Raw genomic sequence first — 19461 nt, 5'->3', positions numbered from 1 at the left:
ACTGCACTCGTGGAACTCCCCTGGCTCTGTCTCCCTGCAGGAGTCTCGCCATTTCCTTTTTTTAGGGAGTGGAAAGACGGTTCCGTTTACTGTATAAGAGGAAGCTCACCGTTCACCCATGGAAAGCGAGTTGTTTCCCCAGGCCCGGTTCTCTTTATTAAGGCAAACGGAACAATGGAACACACGCACACCAAAGTATTTCTAAAAGAATCTTTATAGGAAAATACCTCTACTCACCTAGCTTTACAGGCGATAGCACTCCTTTTTTTAATAAATAGTCAAATAATTCTTAATAAAAATACAAGTCATATTCCATTTCGCCTCATCCATCAGACTTGTCCTGCATATGATAGAGTAATCCACAAGCAGGAGGGGGAAACATGTGATGAATGAAAAGAAGAATTTTGTCATTGCTGAAGACGACTGGTCCCTCCATCGAAAAGGCTATGATGATCAGAGGCGCCATCAGGAAAAAGTGAAGGATGCTATGAACAAACAGCTTCCTGACTTAATTACAGAAGAAAATATTGTGATGTCCAATGGAAAACGTGTTGTGAAGATACCCATTCGGTCACTTGATGAATATAAAATTAGGTATAATTATGAGAAAAACAAGCATGCCGGCCAAGGCGATGGAGACAGTCAAGTGGGGGATGTTGTCGGCCAGTCTCAAGAAGCCCAGAAAAAGCCGGGCCAGGGAGAAGGAGCTGGGGACCAGGCTGGAGAAGATTACTATGAAGCAGAGGTTTCACTCGCAGAATTAGAAGAAGCCCTCTTTAAGGAGCTGACGCTTCCTAATTTGGCGGAAAAAGAAAGAGATGCAATCATTCATGAAGATATTGAGTTTACAGATATCCGTAAAACAGGACTCACTGGGAACATTGATAAGAAACGAACGATGCTTGAAGCGTTTAAACGTAATGCTTTAGGAGGAGAATCTTCTTTTTCTCCAATATATCCAGAAGATATTCGTTTTAAAGCATGGACGGATCGGGAGAAACCGGAATCAAAAGCGGTAGTAATTGCAATGATGGATACGAGCGGGTCAATGGGCCAGTGGGAAAAATATATGGCACGAAGTTTTTTCTTCTGGATGAATCGTTTTCTTCAAAAAAATTATGAAACGGTTGATATTGAGTTTGTGGCACACCACACACAGGCAAAGGTCGTATCAGAACACGACTTTTTCTCAAAAGGGGAAAGTGGTGGAACAATTTGTTCATCTGCTTATAAAAAAGCGCTAGATTTAATTAATGAAAAGTATTCACCTGAGCGGTATAATATTTATCCATTTCACTTTTCAGATGGTGATAACTTAACCTCTGACAATAAGAGGTGTGTGGCTTTAATCCAGCAGCTGATGGAAGTATCTCAAATGTTTGGGTATGGCGAAGTCAATCAGTACAATCGTTCTTCCAGTCTTATGCAGGCTTACAAATCGATTGATCATCCTAAGTTCAGGTATCATGTCTTACGAAAAAAAGCGGACGTATTTTTTGCAATGAAGCATTTCTTCAGCGAGCAGACAGAAAGTCAAATGGTTTAATAAAAACAACCCATGGGAGACCCTGGGTTGTTTTTATTTATCATAATTAATATTTTTTGGAAAATCGAAGCTTATCATGGCCGTGTGGAGGGAAAGTAATGTAAAAGAAAAATTACATGAAGGAGTTATCGTTAATGATTGAGGAGATGATTCAGTCTAACCAATTCATCACACTTATTGCTTTATTGCTTATCATGAGTGTGGTTGTTACTAAATTTTCATCACGGCTGGGAGTTCCTTCCCTCGCTTTATTTATAGGTGTAGGCATGCTGGTAGGCAGTGATGGGCTTGATTTCTTATCTTTTAATAACGCGGAAGTCGCTCAAATGGTTGGTATTCTTGCGTTAATCGTTATTTTGTTTGAAGGGGGTATACAGACGAAATGGAGCTCGATTCGTCCTGTAGCTGGTCCCTCTGTTACCCTTGCCACACTTGGGGTCGTATTAACCAGTGGAATTGTCGGGATAGCTGCAAAATTTATTCTGGGGGTCTCCTGGCTGGAGGCCTTTCTTTTAGGTTCAATTGTCGGTTCTACAGATGCAGCAGCTGTATTTGCTGTTCTCAAAGGTAAAAATATTCGCAACAAGCTTGAAGCTACTTTGGAAGGTGAGTCAGGGACCAATGACCCTATGGCTGTTTTTCTGACAATCAGCTTTATTCAAGTAATAACAACTAATGAAGCAAGTGTCTTAGGAATGGTGGGAAGTTTCTTTTGGCAAATGGGGGGAGGACTGATCATTGGAATCCTTCTTGGCTATGGGGCAAGTTTTTCCTTAAATCGGATCAATCTTGATTCCAGTGGCCTATATCCGATATTTGCTCTTGGATTTGCCTTCTTAACATATGGAGCAAGCTCATTATTTCAGGCAAGCGGTCTGTTGGCTGTTTATGTCGCTGCGGTCATCATCGGGAATACCGACCTTGCTTATCGTTATTCAATTGTAAGGTTCCATGAAGGATTTGCCTGGATGGCTCAAATTCTTATGTTTATCTTACTCGGATTATTTGTTTATCCCTCGGAAGTGTTTACGTTAACTGTAATGATTGATGGCTTATTAATTTCGGCCGTGTTAATTTTGCTGGCACGTCCCATTGCTACGTGTTTAAGCCTGACCTTTTTTAATTTTAACTGGAAAGAGAAAACATTTCTTTCCTGGGCAGGACTGCGCGGTGCTGTTCCCATCGTATTAGCAATATTCCCAATGCTTTCTGGAATAGAAGAAAGCCCGCTGATTTTTAATGTTGTATTCTTTATCGTACTCGTTTCAACCGTTGTCCAGGGGTCAACAATCACTTGGGCGGCTGACCGTTTAGGCCTTACGTTAGAAAAGACAACCAATCCTATTCATTCTTTGGAGCTAATTTCAATGGGGAAGACTAATATAGAAATGATGGAATACGAAGTTAATGAGAAAAATTTTGTTGCCGGCCATACGCTTGAAGAATTGGACCTTCCGGATAAAGCTCTAATTAGTGCGATTGTCCGCGAGGGAGAAGTGATCACGCCTTTTGGGCAATCCAGAATTCAGGCAGGAGACACCCTCTATCTTATGGTTACTAAACGAGTGAAAAAACAATTAAAAAAACTGCTTGAACAAAAAGTAGAAGTAGAAAAGGAGAGTAATGAAAAAAGCCGAGCTTGAGGCAGCTCGGCTTTTTTCATAGCAGCTATGATATTTGTGGTCAATCGTTATGATATGAAGAATACACTGTTAATTATAGATAAGCTAGGCTTATTTGTAAAGGCTTTATCCCAAAAACATGAGTTTTTTACTAGATGGACTTATTATTTTGAAAAGGTTTACGGGCCCTGCATTGTCGTTCCCCCTAATATCATATACAATTGAATACACATGAGAAAGGGGCTGGGTCAGGTGAACAAAAAGAAAATTGGATTTATAGGATGCGGCCAGATGGGCCAGGCAATGATACATGGAATGATCCAAGCAAAAGTTCTTCAAGCGGATCAAATTTCGGCCACAGCGCTGACCGACGATACGATTGATTATGTGGCTGAAGAATATGGAATTGAAATAACAAATGATAATAAAAAGGTGGCAGCAGAAAGTGATATTTTATTCCTGGCTGTTAAACCTTATATATATCAAGGAGTTGTCGCTGAAATCAAATCCTCGGTTCGCGAGAATACGATTGTTGTGACAATAGCTGCAGGGATTACGATCGATACTATAAAAAACGCTTTTGGTTTCAATGTAAAGGTGATTCGCTCAATGCCAAACACTCCAGCTTTAGTCGGAGAAGGGATGAGTGTACTGAGTCCCAATGAGTTTGTTACTGCGGATGAACTGGCAAGCGTTAAGGAACTGTTTGAGAGCTTTGGAGAAACAGAAGTACTTGCCGAAGGGCTGATGGATGCAGTTCCTGGGGTAAGTGGTTCCGCTCCTGCATTTGTTTATATGTTCATTGAAGCAATGGCTGACGGAGCTGTTCAGCAAGGACTTCCCCGTGATAAGGCGTATAAGCTTGCAGCACAGACGGTAAAAGGCTCGGCCAAAATGGTTCTTGAGACAGGCAGTCATCCAGCTGAATTAAAGGATGCGGTCTGCACACCAGCAGGTACGACAATAGCAGGGGTCGCAGCATTGGAACAGACAGGAATGCGCAACTCCGTTATACAGGCTGTAAATGCTTGTACTGAGAGAGCGAAAGAGTTATCGAAAGGTAAAAAATAGTAACATGGGACAAATGGAAGCGCCAGCACAGAGAATCTCAGTCCGCGCACGTTCTCTCTGGAGGGTCTATGGTATTCTCACTTCTGTGGTCTTTGCCATCTTTACGATTGGTATTGGTGTGCTTACATATTTCTTCAGTTGGCCCCTTTGGCCAATTGTTGTTATATTTGTTCTTCTTATTCTGGAAGCCATCATAAACATTGGGGTCATCCCGTCCATCCGGTGGAAGAGGTGGAGGTATGAAGTAAGAGATCAGGAAATTGAACTGCAGTATGGATTGTTTATTGTGAAAAGGACACTCGTTCCGATGATCAGGGTCCAGCATGTAGATACTGAGCATGGCCCGTTGCTAAGAAAGTATAAGCTTGCCACGATCAGCATCTCTACTGCAGCAACAACCCATAAAGTACCGGCCCTTGATGAGCAGGAAGCAGAGGAATTAAGACGTTCGATTTCTTCTTTAGCAAGGGTGGCGGAAGAAGATGTTTGAGCCAAAACGACTTCATCCAGTATCTGCATTCATTCACTTTTTGAAGGGTTTAAAAGATGCCATATTACCATTAGTTGCTTTGTTATTTATTAATAGAAATCCAGAAGAAGGTTTTCTTGGATTCCTTCCTTACATTATCGGCGGTACCTTGCTTGTCATTATCTTAATTTCTGGAATCATCCGGTGGATGAGGTTTACCTATCGGATCGAAGAAGGAGAATTGCGGATTGAGCATGGGCTGCTTCTGAAAAAGAAAAGGTATATTCCTATTGAAAGAATTCAGAGCCTGGATTTTTCTGAAGGCATTTTACACCGTCCGTTTAAATTAGTAAAAGTTACCGTTGAAACAGCGGGGTCTTCTGATCCGCAAAAAGCTGAAGCTGAATTGACAGCGATTGAGATGAGCGAAGCAAGAAACCTTGAACGTCTGATCGATCAGCATAAGCGTGGTTTTGCAGGGGAAGAAGATATTGAGCCTGCTTCTAATCGAAAGCTTGTCTATCAGATGGGAATGCGTGACATTATAGTAATGGCTGTGACTTCAGGTGGAGCAGGTGTTGTAATCTCCGGGGTACTCGTCTTCTTATCGCAAGGTCTTGAGTTTCTTCCAGTTGATGCGATTTATGAGGAAGTGATCGGCTGGCTGCAATTTGGGTTTCTTATGATAGCTTTAGGGATTCTTTTTGTATTGCTGATTGCTTATAGCATCTCTGTTATTCTCACCATTCTGCGGTATGCTAACTTTTCCATCTTTTTAGAAAATGGAGATTTAATTATTACACGCGGCCTTTTGGAAAAAAAACAGGTGACGATCCCTCTAAATCGTATTCAGGGATTGAGAATCGATGAGAATATTATTCGGGAACCTTTAGGCTTTGCTACGGTCACAATTATTAGTGCAGGCGGTTCTCTTCAAGGCGGTCAGGAGCATTCCATGCGTGTTCTGCCTTTAATAAAAAGAGACAAAGTAGAGGAATCCATTCGTTCAATGATTTCCGGGTATGAAGTAGATGTGCCTGTGGAACATCCGCCAAAACGTTCAATGATACGCTATATAATAAGGTTTACATGGTTTTTTATTCTAGTTTCAATTCCTGTCAGTATTATATTTTATCCGCTCGGCTTGCTTTCAACGGCGGCTGTTCTCATTTTTGGGATTCTTGGATATGCTTCTTACCGTCATTCCGGGTGGAATTTAAATACCCGACAGCTGCTGTTCGTTACCAGGTTTTTTGTTAAGCGGACATATATTATGAAAAAGCATAGAATTCAGTCATTGACAAAAGACCAGACGATATTTCAAAGAAGAGCAAAACTAGCTTCTTTAGTTTCGGTGCTGAAATCAGGGATTGGTGGAGAAAGTGCTCGTATTCTCTATTTAAATGAGGAAGACATGACTAAGATCTATCGATGGTACAGCCATTCTAAAAATAAAGATACTAATTAAACGGGATGCCATTCATACTAAGGCATCCTGTTTTTTTGCTATGAAGGGGGGAAAAGCTCGTAATATTGGTTGAAACACGAACATTTGAAACAAACTGTTGTAATTTGTTCGTAAAAATAATATTATAGTAAATGTTGGTTAAATCAATCGGAAAGACAGGTGTTTCTTTTGCTAAATAGATTTCGTCTAAATGAAAATCATACAAATGTCCGAACAGAACTCATTGCTGGAGTTACGACATTTTTAACGATGGTATATATTGTTGTCGTCAATCCGGCGATTCTTTCCGAAGCAGGACTGCCGTTTGAACAGGTCTTTATGGCAACTGTGCTTGCTGCTATCATTGGTACATTAATTATGGCCCTTGCAGCTAACTATCCAATTGCCATTGCACCAGGCATGGGAATGAACGCCTATTTCGTTACAGAAGTTGTCCAGCAGGATGTCAGTTACCCTGTTATTCTGGGAACTGTATTTTTAGCTGGAATATTGTTTGTCATTTTAAGCTTAACGAGGCTGCGGGAAATCCTGATTACAGCAATTCCTCCCTCGTTAAAATATGGGATAACCGCAGGAATTGGTTTATTTATCGCTTTTCTAGGACTGAGAATGTCCGGTATCATTGTTGCGAGCGAAGCTACTTTGATAACACTTGGAGATCTGGCAGCTCCAGGAACTTTTTTAACAATTATCGGTTTGTTCGTTACATTAATATTAATCGCCCGAAATGTAACAGGTGCGTTATTTTTAGGAATGATCGTTACAGCGGTAATCGGCCTCTTCACTGGACAGCTTTCCTTTGAGAATGGGGTTGTATCATCCCCTCCTGCTCCGGTATTTTGGGACATGGATCTTGCCGGGGTTTTCAGCAACGGATTATACACGGTTATTTTCGCATTCTTACTTGTTACTATTTTTGATACAACTGGAACGATGATTGGTGTAGCTGAGCAGGCAGGTTTTATACGTAAAGACGGAAGTCTGCCTAGAGCCCGTGCAGCTCTAATGGCAGACGCAACCGCTACTACGGCCGGTGCGATGTTTGGAACAAGTCCATCTTCAGCTTACATTGAGTCTTCCTCCGGTGTTGCTGCAGGCGGGAGAACAGGGTTGACTACTGTTGTGGTGGCCGTGCTATTCTTCTTATCTATTTTCTTTTCACCGCTTGTGGGTGCGGTATCGGGCCTTCCGGCTATTACTGCTCCCGTTCTAATCATTGTTGGCTGTTTTATGATGGAAGGGTTGGCGAAGGTGAATTGGAAGGCCTTTGATGAAGCATTTCCGGCTTTTATCATTATATTGACGATGCCATTAACCTCGAGTATAGCCACAGGAATAGCGCTTGGTTTTATTACGTACCCGCTGATGAAATTATTCAGCGGGAAAGGGAAAGAAGTACACTGGATTCTTTACTTGTTCGGCGTAATTTTTGTTATTCAAATGATATTCTTCCCTAGTCATTAAATGAGAAAAGCTGTCGAGAAGTTCTCGACAGCTTTTCTTTATGTTTGCTGATACACCTTAGAAGGCATGATACTTTAAAAAACTTCTTACAAATGCATAAAATACCAGAAATGACTCACTCTAAGTATGGGTGATATACATGGGATTCTTTAAAAATTTATTTCAGAATGATAAGAAAGAGGACCGGCAGACGATAGAGAGTGCAGAGGAACCTCAAGTTCCTGCTTCAAAAAAATTGTCGGCTAACATTGACTATATACTTAACAGCTTTAAAAGGACCCAGGACTTAAAGGTCCGTGTTTTAAATAAAGGCGAGGCCGCTTTGCTTTTTATTGAAACACTGGCTGAACAGGAAAAGATCCAGGAGATTATTTTTTCTCCAATTGAGAATGGACATGTAGATTCTATTAAGAGTATACCTAACTCAAAGATTACGACTAATATAGAGGAAGCAATGGACAGCCTGCTGATGGGGCATGCTATTTATATTGAAAATGGAAGTGATGAGATTTCTCAGTTTAATGTAACTTCCGCTTTTAACCGTACGGCAAGAGAGCCTGAAAACGAAAAGGTTGTCCGCGGAGCACACGATGGTTTTATTGAAAATATCATGATTAATATTAACCTTGTTAGAAAGCGTATTGAACATAAAGACCTCGTCGTGAAATTTTATAAAGTAGGGAAAAAGACTAACACAAATATAGCTGTTATATATATGGACGGTATTGCAGACCCTGAAATTATACAGAAAATTGAAGATAGAATAAGAGGAGTAAAGGTCGACAAAATTCAGAGCCCTGGATACATGGAAGAATTTATTGAGGATTCTCCTCGATCACCATTTCCCCAGATGCTGAATACGGAAAGACCGGACAAGGTGGTTGCCAATCTGATGGAAGGAAGAATCGCGCTTATGTCGGAAGGGAGCCCTACAGCGCTAATCGCCCCTTCTACTTTTTTTATGTTCTATCAGTCACCGGATGACTACAACATGCGCTGGTACAACGGAACCTTTGTCCGGCTGATTCGATTTTCCAGCTTTTTAATCGCTGTTGGACTTCCAGCTGTTTATATTGCAATCGTCAGCTTTCATTTTGAAGTGATTCCAGACGATTTGGTCACTCCTGTAAAAGCCTCCATTAACGAAATTGCATTTCCCCCACTGATTGAAGCACTCGTGATGGTGGTCATTATTGAGCTTATCAGAGAAGCGGGGATACGGCTGCCATCTCCTGTCGGGCAGACTATTGGTATTGTTGGAGGACTTGTTATTGGGGATGCTGTTGTACGGGCAGGGCTAGTATCAAACGTAATGATTATCGTAGTTGCATTGACCGCTATATCTTCGTTTGTAGTGCCTTCAAATGAATTAAGTACCACCCTCAGGATGCTGACGTTTCCTTTAATTCTATTATCAGGTACCCTCGGATTTGTCGGATTAGTTCTTGGACTTATGTTTATCTCGATCCACCTGGCGAAGTTGGAGTCTTTTGGAGTTCCTTATTTGTCCCCTATAGCACCGCTATCTTTCAGGGATTTAAAAGACACATTTGTAAGGGTTCCGGTCTTTTTGATGAAAAAGCGGCCGAAAGATGCTCATCCGATGACAGATATTGCTGTTGAAAAGGCGAGGGAGTGGAAGAAGAATGGAAAATCAAAACAGTAAAGTGTCCAGACGTCAGTTCTTCTTCATTATTATTCAGACCCAAATTGGGGTGGGAGTAATGACGATGCCATATGAACTGCATTCAGCAGCTAAGCAGGATGGCTGGATGTCTTTACTGGCGGCTGGGATTATTATTCAAATTCTTTTAATTTTCTTTTGGGTACTGGCCAAGCAGCATGCTGAGCTGGATTATTTTCAAATTCTGGAGAATGTGCTCTCAAAATGGATAGGAAAATTCTTTTCTTTTTTTTATATCCTATATTTTATTTCTGTGAGTGTATTAGTTCTTATTCTGTTCGGTCGGATGATCAGCTTATGGGTACTGCCTAATACTCCTTTTTGGGTGTTATCCGCAATGATGATCTTAGTCAGTTTATATATCGCCTGCTGCCGTTTTATTGTATTGGCCCGAATTTATACGATGTTTTCCATCTTATTGGTATTTATGATTGTATTTATCTTTTATGCTGTAAAGGAAGCTCAACTAATATATCTGTTTCCAATGGGACATGCAGGGTTTAAAACAATTCTTGCAGGCGTAGATAAAGGGATGATTGCCTTGCTGGGTTTTATCGTTTCCCTTGTTGTTTATTCTAAAGTAGAAGGAAATGCAAAAGACAAGCTGAAGACAATCATTTATGCACACTGGACGGTAACTATATTTTATCTGGCTGTCGTTTTTGCTACTTTTACGGTTTTTGGCACACAGGAAATTGCTCTCGTACCGGAACCAGTGTTATACATGCTGAAAGCTTATCAATTTCCTATCATTGCTCGAGTGGATCTGTTTTTTATTGCAATGTGGATGGTATTTGTGGCCACTTCTTATACTACTTACTTATACATGGCAACTTTAGGCTCAACACGTCTTATCGGGAAAAATAAACCAAAACTTTTTATGTTTTCGATTGCTATTCTTTCTTTTATCATGTCGCTTTTGATTGGTTACGATTTTACAAAGCTTGATAAGTTAAGTACATATGTAGGGAAAGGCGGTTATTTTTTTTCAGTTTTATTCCCTTTCCTTATATTAATTGTTAGTCTACTGAGAAAAAAAAACAGAAAAGAGGGAGCGGTATGAGAAAAGTTTTATTAGTTTTATTATGCTCCTTACTCCTTTTAACAGGCTGCTGGGATACTCGGCAGTTTAAAAATGTAAAGCTTATCCTGTCATCTGGATTCGACCTTGGGGAAGATGAAAAGATTGTTCAGACGGTTTCTATTCCAACGGTCAAGGGAGGAGAAATGGGGGGGCATCAGGAATTTATTCAGACTTTAACTACCGAGGCTCATACTCCTTTACAGGCAAGTGACCAGATGGACAGAATGGTGGAAAACAATCTTAATCCTGCTAAAATTAAAGTTTATTTATTAGGAGAGGATCTTGCAAAGCAGGATGTATATCCGGTCCTGGACGCTATCTATCGTAATCCAAACAGTAACCTCAATGCTCAGCTTGCCATTGTAGAAGGGGAAGCCCGGGAAGTGATTGAATTTAAAGCTACAGGAATTAAGACAATCAGTGATTATATAAGCGGGATTGTGGAAGCTTCGGCAAATGTATCCCACTCAACGGGAGAGAATTTGCAGCTTCTTTGTGCTGAATTAATAGAAGATGGACAGGATTTTACTATTCCATTATTAAAGGTCGATACGGAAAATGAAGTAGTAACGTATAATGGACTGGCTCTCATACATGACGATCATTATACAGGAGAAAAAATTGAATCAGAGGATGCGGCTTTGTTGATGCTTCTTTTGGGGTATAAAGGAAAAATAGCCCAAATGACTAAAAAAGTTTCCGACTATGGCCGTGAACCGGTTCTTGATTACGTCACGATTAATGTGATAAAGGAAGATCGTAAAATGAAAGTCCGTCCTAAGGGTGAGAATATTGAAGTTGACCTCAAATTAAAGCTGGATGTCAGAATTACTGAGTATCCTCACGATCATTTAGTTAATGATAAAATAATTAAAGACATAAGTAAAAAGCTTACAGAGGTTCTTACGAAAGACTCAGAAGAAATCCTTGCTAAAACTCAGGAAGCAAACAGTGATGTATTTGGAGTTGGTAGAAGGATAAAGGGCTATCATCCAGAACTGTGGGAAAAAATAGACTGGACTGAAAAATATAAAGAGGTCCAATTCAATACAAAGGTAGATGTCACTATTCAGCAGCATGGAATTGTAAACTAAAAAAGTGTAAAAAAATGAAACCCCTGGTAAAAGTATATCGTCTAAGTAATAGGAGCGCTTTAAAGCGTTAGTGTGAACACACACTTTAAAGGCTCTCATGAGAAAGCTGGCAACCCTGAAATGGGCTGCGTTTTCAAACGATATACCTCCCCTTAGGTATAGAGCACCCTTCGTCTGACCACCGAAGGGTGTCTTTTTTTTGCTATATACCTCCTTGAAATCAAGATAATAGATTAGGTATAATACTTTTTGAGTCTTTCTTGCTAAATTAACAGATTAAATTGAAAATTCGATCTTTCTAAATTATATTGCAAGACGTCTGACAACCTGATAAAATCCGTAGTAGTACGACATAATGAAAGCATTTTCATAATGGTTTCAGATGACGACTTTTAACTTTTAAGAGGGGGAAATAAAGCGTGGATATATTATTAGGCCTTTTGGCGGTTGTTGTTATCCTCGGTATTGCATTTGTCATGTCTAATGACAAAAAAAATATCAATTATTTTGGTATTGGTGTTATGCTTGTTGCGCAGTTGATCACTACGTTCATTATGTTTAAAACAACGGTAGGCGCTACAATTATTAACGGAATTTCATGGGGTTTTAATAAACTTATTGAATTCGGTTCTGAAGGTGTAGGCTTTGTTTTAGGTGGTTTTGCATTTGAAGAAGGTGGAGCAGGAGTATTTTTCTTTAACGTCCTTCTGTTAATTATTTTCTTTGCTACGATTTTATCTGTTCTTACTTATATTAAAGTTCTACCTTTTATTATTAAATATGTTGGGCTTGGATTATCTTATATTACCCGACTTCCAAAAGTTGAATCGTTTAACGCAGTCAACAGTATTTTCTTTGGACAGTCTGAAGCCATTATTGCGATTAAATCCCAGTTTAAACATCTCAACAATAATCGGTTGTATATTGTCAGTGCCTCAGCAATGGGTTCAGTATCTGCATCAATTGTAGGCGCCTATATCGGCATTCTTCCGGCAGATTATGTTTTAGTCGCCCTGCCATTAAACATGTTTAGTGCTCTTATTGTTGCTTCTCTTATTGCTCCTGTACGAGTTCCTAAAGAAGAAGACCGTGTTGATATTCAAGATGTATCGAATTCTAAGAGCTTATTTGAAGCCATGGGAAATGGTGCACTTGACGGCGGTAAGATTGCCCTTATCGTAGCCGCTATGCTGATTGCGTTTATCGCATCACTTGAGCTGGTAAACGCGATATTTGCAGGTCTCTTTAACGGTTTAACTCTTCAGGAAACACTTGGATATATCATTTCTCCAATTGCTATCCTAATGGGTATTCCAACAGCAGAAGTGCTTGATGCCGGTTCCATTATGGGAACGAAAATCGTAACTAACGAATTTGTGGCCATGCTTGAATTCCAGGGTATGCTTGAGAATGTATCTGAAAAAACGATCGGTATCGTTACTGTATTCTTAACGAGCTTTGCTAACTTCTCATCTATTGGTATTATTGCCGGTACTGTTCAGGGAATCGATGCTGATAAAGGGGCAAAAGTTTCCGGATTTGGATTTAAACTTTTAATTGGTGCTACTTTAGCTTCTATGCTTTCTGGAACAATGGCTGGACTATTTTTATAAGAGTAAAAACGTCTGAGGAAAAATTCCTCAGGCGTTTTTTTGTGTTTGAAATTTTTGGTAGCCTTTTGTGAAAGGTCCATTTAAATAATTATCGAAAAATAGGACAATCTAACGGAAGAAAGACTGAGTGAGGTGCAGAGTTGTGAATAAGAGTTCTGAAAATAAAGTAAGCCGCTGGTGCCTGATAAGTATGGCTTCTATTCCTTTAGTGATGACGCTTGGCAATTCGATGCTGATCCCTGTTCTCCCCATTTTTGAAAAAAAGGTTGGGATCAGTTCTTTTCAATCAAGTATGATCATAACAAGTTATTCTCTGGCCGCAATTTTCCTTATTCCAGTGGCGGGTTACTTATCGGACCGATTAGGTCGAAAAATTGTGATCCTACCGAGTTTAATTCTGGCTTTAATCGGCGGCTTAATTGCAGGCTATGCTTCCTGGAAAGTAGCTGATCCGTTTAACTGGATCATGATTGGTCGTGTCCTTCAAGGAATAGGAGCAGCTGGAGCCACGCCGATTATCCTTCCGCTTGTAGGAGATTTATACAAAGATGATGATGAAAAAACAAGTTCGTGTTTAGGAATAATTGAAACATCCAATACATTTGGGAAAGTATTGAGTCCTATACTCGGTGCGGCTTTTGCTGCCTTTTTATGGTTTCTCCCGTTTTTTTCGATATCCTTCTTTAGTTTAATCTCGATTGTTCTCGTGTTCTTTTTTATAAAAGCACCAAAAGATAAGGAAGAGCCTTTGAAATTTAAAGAATTTGTTCAGCATACGAAAAAGATTTTTAAGAATGAAGGTAAATGGCTTTATACCGTATTCCTCCTAGGCGTTTACTTAATGTTAATCTTGTTTGCTGTACTCTTTTTCTTGTCTGATAATTTAGAGAAAGCCCACCAACTAAACGGGGTTAAAAAAGGCTTTGTATTAGCCATTCCGCTTTTTGCTTTATGTACCGCATCTTTTGTTACTGGAAAGTTGATCAAAGGAAACTTAACTTTCATGAAGAAGCTGACAATCATCAGTCTCATATTAATTGCCGGAAGTGTTGTGTTCACAGGGTTTGTTAAAGAACAGCTTTGGCTTCTTCTCGTCGTAACAAGTGTAACAGGAATAGGCATAGGAATTGTACTGCCTATATTGGATGCGATGATTACTGAAGGTATCGAAAAAGAAGAAAGAGGAACGATTAGCTCTTTCTACAGTTCATCGAGATTTATAGGGGTGGCTTTAGGACCGCCGGCGATGTCGCTCGTTATGAAAAACTATTTAAATGTGAGCTACATCACAGCCAGCGTTTTATCTTTGCTTTTATTGTTTCTATTTATGAAAATGATTCATCCAGAAAAAGAGGAATCTAAAACGAAAGCACAGGGAAGTCCGGCATAGGGTTTCTAATCTGTGTTTAAACATGAAAAAGCAAGGGCTGTGCTAAATCCTTGCTTTTTCATGTTTGCTTAGGTTTCTTTTTTGTAGTGAAATCATTCTTAAAAACAGTGTGAGAGCACCGGCAGTGAGCCCGATAATAAGACTCATCCAGTAGCCGTATGGACCTAGAACTGTGTAATTTGCCATAAGGTAACCACTGGGAAGGCCGATCACCCAATAAGAAATAAAAGCCATAAGCAGCGTAATATTTACATCTTTGTACCCCCTTAATATCCCTTGGAGAGGGGCTCCAAAGCCATCGGATAACTGAAAAAAGATCGCAAAAAAGATAAACTTTGTCGTTAGTTCAATAACCTGTTCATTTGAGCTGTACAATCGGGCCACTGATTCATTAAAAACATACAGTATCAATCCGGCAGCCAGAGATGAACCGATCGCCATGACAATTCCCATGTAGGAATAGGATTTGGCATCTTTAAACCTCTCTGCCCCTGCTTCAAAACCGACCGCTATCGTTAAAGTAAAAGCAATGCTTAAAGGGACCATGTAAAGAAGAGAAGCGAAATTTATCGCTGCCTGGTGGGCAGCCAGAGTATATGTATCATAAGCGGTCATAAAAAAGGTAACTGCAGAAAAGATACTCGTTTCAAAAAATATGGCAAAGCCGATCGGAATCCCGATTTTTAACTGCTCTGTCCAGCTTTTAACTGATGGAGTGATCCAATCTGTGAAAATTTTGTATGGACGTAATGGATACACTTTATGAATAACAAAAATGATCATTAGACAGGCTGCCCAGTAGGTAAGCGATGTTGCCAGGCCGGCCCCGATCCCACCTAATTCCGGAAACCCCCACTTTCCAAAAATAAACAAATAGTTTAATAAAACATTGGTAGGCAGAGTAAGCAAAATAATCGCCATTGAAATTTTCGTCTGACCGAGAGCATCTATAAAGGAGCGAAGCAAGTTAAAGATAAACAGAGGAACTATACCGGTACCCAGTGTAATTAAATAGTATTCCGCCACATAGCGAACCCGGACATCGAGTGAAAATAGATCAAGGATGGGATTCAGCAGGAAGTAGCCGGTAGTCCCAATAAAGACAGCTACAACTACAGACAAATAAACTCCTTGTTTAACACTTTTAGATATGTCTTTTTCCTTCCTCGCTCCTTTTAGCTGTGAAACAATGGGAGAGATCGCCATCATAATTCCATTAAGACCTGTAAAAACTGGGAGCCATATGTTAGATCCAATCGCTACACCCGCCAGTTCATCTGGCCCAGCTTGTCCTGCCATAATGGTGTCAAAAAAATTCATGGCATACATACCAATTTGAGTGATTAAAATGGGGACTAAAATGATCATAAATAATTTAAATTTTTCTCGTAATGTATGAGTTTCGTACATAAACGTTCTCCTTTTTGATACAATTCCTTTAGGACATATACCATTGATGTTCTTATTTTAGGCCAGCAATTAATAACGGACGCTATGTATGATGAGAAAGGAAGATATAGACTTGAGCAATAAACGAATTTTATTTACTGGAGGCGGGACGGCAGGACATGTGATTGTTAATCTTGCCTTAATTCCTGAGTTTCAAAAACAAGGATATGAAATAGATTATATTGGTTCCTATGAAGGTATTGAAAGAAATCTAATAGAACCTCTCAATGGGGTCACCTATCATGGGATATCCACAGGTAAACTGCGCCGCTATATGTCTAAAGAAAATCTAAAAGACCCTTTTAAAGTACTGAAAGGGCTCTATCAGGCTTTTGCTATTATAGGCAAGAGAAAGCCGCAGGTCATTTTTTCAAAAGGCGGGTTTGTCTCCGTTCCTGTTGTGGCAGCCGCTAAGCTGAGAAAAGTACCTGCCATTATTCACGAATCTGATTATACGCCAGGTCTTGCTAATAAGCTATCTTTTCCTTTTGCTGAGAAAGTTCTTGCGACTTTCCCGGAAACGATGAAGTATTTGCCAGAATCAAAAGGAAAATATATTGGTGCAGTCGTTAGAGAAGAACTCTTTGAAGGAAATCGATTAAAGGGATTGGAAATGTGCAGTTTCAATCATACAAAACCGGTAGTTCTTGTTATGGGGGGAAGCATGGGGTCGAAAAAGGTCAATGATGCAATCCGCGGTAATTTGGATGCTCTTCTGCAAAAGGTGCAGATCATTCATATTTGTGGTAAAGGACATAAAGAACCTGAATTGGATCGCGCCGGTTATATTCAGTTTGAGTATGTTAATGATGAATTAAAAGATCTTTTAGCTGCTAGCAATTATATTATTTCACGTGCCGGTTCAAACGCTATTTTCGAATTTTTAGCTTTAAAAAAACCAATGCTTCTTATCCCGTTGTCCAAACAGGCGAGCCGTGGCGATCAAATCTTAAATGCAAACTCGTTTGTTAAACAAGGCTTTGCTCATAAACTGGAAGAAGAAGAATTAAATGCTGAATCTTTAGTTAAGGCCGTGCATCAGCTTATGGAGCAGCGTGAGGAGCTGCTAGAGAATATGAAGAAATATGAAAACAGAGAAGCGAAAGAGCAAGTAATGCAAGTTATTCAGCAAGCAGAAAAATAAGCCTGTATGAAATAAACGACGATCATCGATAAACAAAAGGCTGTCCTGATAAGCAGGACAGCCTATATTAGTTCGTGGGGATAAGACTAAGCTGTCTTTACCATTCGTTGAAGTGCAAATTAAGTTATAATAAAAGTAAATAATCTCGAGAACGGGGGCGTTGGTATGAGTAAAATGTGCCGTTATTGCTTTAAACATATTCGGGACAGGGATGAGCTGGTGACTGCATCCAACTGGTTCCGTCTTCGTCCTTTTCACTATCGCTGCTTTGAATTACTACAGCAGGATACCCGGCCAAAAGCTGGTACTTGGAACCCGGTTAATGGGTCTGTCGGTACGGGTGTTGTGATTGTGATGGCGGTAATATCCATTTGGATGTTTACAACAGGGACATTGGGGGCCATCGGGGACATAATTGGCGTGTTAGCTTTATATCCAATCATTCTTAGGCTCCTCTCTTATATAATCTTTGAACTCCCTCTTCCTAAATTTATTGAGAATAAAAAAGACAACTAACCTAAAAGGAACTATTTAAATAACGATAAGAAAGGAAGGATTACTTTGTGTGAAGTCCCTTTAGTGGAACTACATAACGGTGTAAAGATTCCTCAGCTCGGACTGGGGGTATATAAAGTGGAAAAAGGAAATGAAGCGTATCAAACAGTTTCTACTGCCCTCAGTTCTGGTTATCGACATATCGATACTGCTTCTTTCTATGATAATGAAATAGAAGTTGGTAATGCGATTAAAGACAGCGGCATTAGCCGTGAGGACCTGTTTATTACCACAAAAGTATGGAATGACGAGCAAGGCTATGAAAAGACTTTAGCAGCCTTTGACCGCAGCTTAAGTAAGCTTCAGCTTGAATATGTGGACCTTTACTTAATTCACTGGCCGGTCCCCGGTTTCCAGGAAACTTGGAAAGCTCTAGAGAAACTTTATACCGATGGAAGAGTACGGGCCATTGGAGTGAGTAATTTTATGAAGCGCCACCTTGAGTCTCTTTTGGAAACCTCCTCCGTAGTTCCTATGATTAACCAAATTGAGTTTCATCCTAAACTATTTTTAAATGACCTTCAGGATTATTGCAAGAGAAACCGCATTCAGCTGCAAGCCTGGTCCCCTTTAGCGAGGGGAAGATACCTGGATAATCAGACGTTAATAGATACTGGGGAGAAATATGGAAAAACACCTGCTCAAGTCATTCTCCGCTGGGATATTCAGCACGGTGTGGTCACTATTCCTAAATCAGTCCACAAAAGCCGACAGCTTGAAAATGCAGATATCTTTGATTTTCAATTAACAGAGGAAGATATGGAAAGAATCGACGAACTAAATGAAAATATGCGAGTAGGTTCAGACCCGAATGAGCTTTATTAAAAGCGTCCAGTCAATTGACTGGACGCTTTTTCTCTTTTTGAAAAGTTTTACAGAGGATGTCTTTTCTTGTTTTCAAGAGTGTCATAGTATTCTTGAAAAAGAGTTTGTCTGTAGAAAGTCGGATTGGAAGAAACTGGCTTCACTGGCAGGAGTGTAGCTAATACTCTTGTTCCATAGAAAGCTGACTGTTCCGTTTATCAAGTGTGGAGAAAAGCGGCTGGGAAATAGCTCGCTTTCCGCGGGGAGCCGGTGAGCTAGCTCGTTGCACTCGCGGATCTCACCATGGCTCTATCTCCCTGCAGGAGTCTCACCATTTCCCAGCCTCTTTAAATTTAATGGGGAAAACGGAACGCTGTAATCTTAGTAAGCACTCTAATGAGAACGATTCTATCTTCTTAAATGTTCCGTTACTCAAAAAAACATAAAGGGCCAGGGGAAACGGCGAGACTCCTATGGGAGGATAGAACAGGGTGAGATCCCGGAGGGCTAAAAGCCCGAGGAAGCTCACCGTTCGCCCATGGAAAGCGAGTCTTTCCCCAGGCCCGGTTCTCTATATTCAGGCAAACGGAGCAGGTTACTTATGTTTCTCTTTATTCAGGCAAATGGAACGGAATTCTCATATTTCTGTGAATGAAAGAAGTCCTTATCGGAGCATAGAGCAAGGGTATGGTTCCGAAAAGTATAAGCTCACTGTAATAGCAAGTGAACCCTTTGTGGAAAAGCATCCAGCCTACTGACTGGGTGCTTTCTAATTTTTTTGTCCAGGTTTTGAAGAATCTCTGTTTTCTTCTTTCAGGATCAACACAAAAGGAAGGAAGACAACGACAATAATATAGACAACTAAAATGATCTTAGCCAGGACATCAAATAAAAAATATATCGATAAGAAAAAGAAAAGTAATAATAGCAATGGAGTTAAATATGCGTAGAACATTCGTTCATCTCCTTTCTTTGATAGCATTTCCTATCGCATAAAATAAATG

16 protein-coding genes are annotated in these 19461 nt (G+C 40.1%); 14 read left to right on the top strand and 2 right to left on the bottom strand.

Annotation, left to right across the window (positions count from 1 at the left end; genetic code table 11):
* The first annotated feature begins 385 nt into the window (after positions 1–385).
* The 11 genes from yhbH (at position 386) to B7E06_RS15120 (ending at position 14505) form a co-directional block, all read left to right on the top strand.
* Positions 386–1546, top strand: coding sequence for a sporulation protein YhbH (gene yhbH, locus B7E06_RS15170; protein ID WP_082234800.1), 1161 nt, complete (start codon positions 386–388; stop codon positions 1544–1546).
* A gap of 134 nt (positions 1547–1680) precedes the next feature.
* Positions 1681–3189, top strand: coding sequence for a potassium/proton antiporter (locus B7E06_RS15165; protein WP_082234799.1), 1509 nt, complete (start codon positions 1681–1683; stop codon positions 3187–3189).
* A gap of 231 nt (positions 3190–3420) precedes the next feature.
* Positions 3421–4239, top strand: coding sequence for a pyrroline-5-carboxylate reductase (gene proC / locus B7E06_RS15160; RefSeq protein ID WP_281249104.1), 819 nt, complete (start codon positions 3421–3423; stop codon positions 4237–4239).
* 4 nt (positions 4240–4243) lie between these two features.
* On the top strand, positions 4244–4729 hold the full coding sequence (locus B7E06_RS15155; RefSeq protein WP_082234797.1) for a PH domain-containing protein: 486 nt from the start codon (positions 4244–4246) through the stop codon (positions 4727–4729).
* Positions 4722–6176 (top strand): PH domain-containing protein, encoded by a 1455-nt coding sequence (locus B7E06_RS15150; RefSeq protein WP_082234796.1) that lies wholly within the window; start codon positions 4722–4724, stop codon positions 6174–6176. The genes B7E06_RS15155 and B7E06_RS15150 overlap by 8 nt, the downstream gene beginning before the upstream one ends.
* A 168-nt stretch (positions 6177–6344) precedes the next feature.
* Positions 6345–7640 (top strand): NCS2 family permease, encoded by a 1296-nt coding sequence (locus B7E06_RS15145; protein WP_143414505.1) that lies wholly within the window; start codon positions 6345–6347, stop codon positions 7638–7640.
* 139 nt (positions 7641–7779) lie between these two features.
* On the top strand, positions 7780–9306 hold the full coding sequence (locus B7E06_RS15140; RefSeq protein ID WP_082234794.1) for a spore germination protein: 1527 nt from the start codon (positions 7780–7782) through the stop codon (positions 9304–9306).
* Positions 9287–10387: a GerAB/ArcD/ProY family transporter gene (locus B7E06_RS15135; RefSeq protein ID WP_082234793.1), complete on the top strand. Its 1101-nt coding sequence runs from the start codon at positions 9287–9289 to the stop codon at positions 10385–10387. The genes B7E06_RS15140 and B7E06_RS15135 overlap by 20 nt, the downstream gene beginning before the upstream one ends.
* Positions 10384–11502 (top strand): Ger(x)C family spore germination protein, encoded by a 1119-nt coding sequence (locus tag B7E06_RS15130; RefSeq protein ID WP_082234792.1) that lies wholly within the window; start codon positions 10384–10386, stop codon positions 11500–11502. Before B7E06_RS15135 ends, B7E06_RS15130 begins: the two co-directional genes overlap by 4 nt.
* 419 nt (positions 11503–11921) lie before the next feature.
* Positions 11922–13115 (top strand): NupC/NupG family nucleoside CNT transporter, encoded by a 1194-nt coding sequence (locus B7E06_RS15125; protein ID WP_082234791.1) that lies wholly within the window; start codon positions 11922–11924, stop codon positions 13113–13115.
* A 190-nt stretch (positions 13116–13305) separates the two neighbouring features.
* A complete protein-coding gene (locus tag B7E06_RS15120; RefSeq protein ID WP_082236027.1) occupies positions 13306–14505 on the top strand; it encodes an MFS transporter in 1200 nt (399 codons plus the stop codon).
* A gap of 42 nt (positions 14506–14547) precedes the next feature.
* Here the strand turns inward: B7E06_RS15120 and B7E06_RS15115 are convergent, their stop codons facing one another.
* Positions 14548–15915 (bottom strand): MATE family efflux transporter, encoded by a 1368-nt coding sequence (locus tag B7E06_RS15115; protein ID WP_082234790.1) that lies wholly within the window; start codon positions 15913–15915, stop codon positions 14548–14550.
* Between the two features lie 112 nt (positions 15916–16027).
* Between B7E06_RS15115 and B7E06_RS15110 the strand changes: the two genes are divergently transcribed.
* The 3 genes from B7E06_RS15110 to B7E06_RS15100 all read left to right on the top strand — a co-directional run bounded on the left by B7E06_RS15110 (position 16028) and on the right by B7E06_RS15100 (position 18478).
* Entirely contained in the window at positions 16028–17098 is a 1071-nt protein-coding gene (locus B7E06_RS15110; RefSeq protein ID WP_082234789.1) for an undecaprenyldiphospho-muramoylpentapeptide beta-N-acetylglucosaminyltransferase, read from the top strand.
* A 165-nt stretch (positions 17099–17263) separates the two neighbouring features.
* Positions 17264–17614: a hypothetical protein gene (locus B7E06_RS15105; RefSeq protein ID WP_082234788.1), complete on the top strand. Its 351-nt coding sequence runs from the start codon at positions 17264–17266 to the stop codon at positions 17612–17614.
* A 45-nt stretch (positions 17615–17659) separates the two neighbouring features.
* Positions 17660–18478, top strand: coding sequence for an aldo/keto reductase (locus B7E06_RS15100; RefSeq protein WP_082234787.1), 819 nt, complete (start codon positions 17660–17662; stop codon positions 18476–18478).
* Positions 18479–19226: 748 nt separating this feature from the next.
* On the opposite strand, the gene B7E06_RS15090 is transcribed toward B7E06_RS15100, so the two are convergent.
* Positions 19227–19412, bottom strand: a complete 186-nt coding sequence (locus B7E06_RS15090; protein WP_082234785.1) for a hypothetical protein — start codon at positions 19410–19412, stop codon at positions 19227–19229.
* Positions 19413–19461: the final 49 nt, after the last annotated feature.

Origin of the sequence: Halobacillus massiliensis (assembly GCF_900166625.1) — a bacterium.
Taxonomy (GTDB): domain Bacteria; phylum Bacillota; class Bacilli; order Bacillales; family Halobacillaceae; genus Halobacillus_A; species Halobacillus_A massiliensis.
This window is presented reverse-complemented; position numbering and strand designations above follow the sequence as displayed.

Excerpts from the sequence above, each read along its gene's own strand:
- yhbH (WP_082234800.1), top strand. The coding sequence starts at position 386 with ATGAATGAAAAGAAGAATTTTGTCATTGCTGAAGACGACTGGTCCCTC.
- B7E06_RS15165 (WP_082234799.1), top strand. The coding sequence starts at position 1,681 with ATGATTGAGGAGATGATTCAGTCTAACCAATTCATCACACTTATTGCT.
- B7E06_RS15155 (WP_082234797.1), top strand. The coding sequence starts at position 4,244 with ATGGGACAAATGGAAGCGCCAGCACAGAGAATCTCAGTCCGCGCACGT.
- B7E06_RS15150 (WP_082234796.1), top strand. The coding sequence starts at position 4,722 with ATGTTTGAGCCAAAACGACTTCATCCAGTATCTGCATTCATTCACTTT.
- B7E06_RS15140 (WP_082234794.1), top strand. The coding sequence starts at position 7,780 with ATGGGATTCTTTAAAAATTTATTTCAGAATGATAAGAAAGAGGACCGG.
- B7E06_RS15135 (WP_082234793.1), top strand. The coding sequence starts at position 9,287 with ATGGAAAATCAAAACAGTAAAGTGTCCAGACGTCAGTTCTTCTTCATT.
- B7E06_RS15130 (WP_082234792.1), top strand. The coding sequence starts at position 10,384 with ATGAGAAAAGTTTTATTAGTTTTATTATGCTCCTTACTCCTTTTAACA.
- B7E06_RS15120 (WP_082236027.1), top strand. The coding sequence starts at position 13,306 with ATGGCTTCTATTCCTTTAGTGATGACGCTTGGCAATTCGATGCTGATC.
- B7E06_RS15115 (WP_082234790.1), bottom strand. The coding sequence starts at position 15,915 with ATGTACGAAACTCATACATTACGAGAAAAATTTAAATTATTTATGATC.
- B7E06_RS15105 (WP_082234788.1), top strand. The coding sequence starts at position 17,264 with ATGAGTAAAATGTGCCGTTATTGCTTTAAACATATTCGGGACAGGGAT.
- B7E06_RS15090 (WP_082234785.1), bottom strand. The coding sequence starts at position 19,412 with ATGTTCTACGCATATTTAACTCCATTGCTATTATTACTTTTCTTTTTC.